Here is a 496-nt window from a genome sequence, read left to right on the forward strand (position 1 = left end):
ATTCACCCCCATCGCCTCGGCCATCACCATGCCGCCCTTCAAGGCGCGGATCGCACGGCCTTCGCGCGAGTCGAGCAGGTTCTGCGTGGTGAGCACGGCCGACAGCAGGAAGGCCCAGATCAGGTAGAAGATCTCCTCACCCTGATCGAGCTCCCAGCCAAAGATCGAGATCGGCGGAATGCCGGTGAGACCGGTGTGCCCACCGAGGGTCTCCATGGTGCCAAACAGGAAATACAGCGAGATACCCCACGCGATCGTGCCCAGCGGCAGGAAGTGGCCGGAGAGCTTGAGCGTGAGCGAGCCGAGCACGATGGCCACGGTCGCGGTGAACACCAACCCGACCACCAGCGCCAGCCACGGCGAGCCACCCAGCCACGACAGCCAGCCCGGCAGCTCGGTGGCAGTGGTGAGCACCCCGGTGGTGTAGGCCCCGAGGCCGACGAAGGCCGCCTGACCGAAGCTGGTGAGTCCGCCCACGCCGGTGAGCAGCACGAGT

Annotated in this window: 1 protein-coding gene; it reads right to left on the reverse strand. The window is 66.7% G+C overall.

The annotated features are described in order from the left end of the window. Window positions 1–496: branched-chain amino acid ABC transporter permease (locus AC22G6_RS21830; protein ID WP_487368506.1), on the reverse strand; the 496-nt coding region annotated here is incomplete at both ends.

Source organism: Parazoarcus sp. PS-13 R2A, from assembly GCF_057621855.1.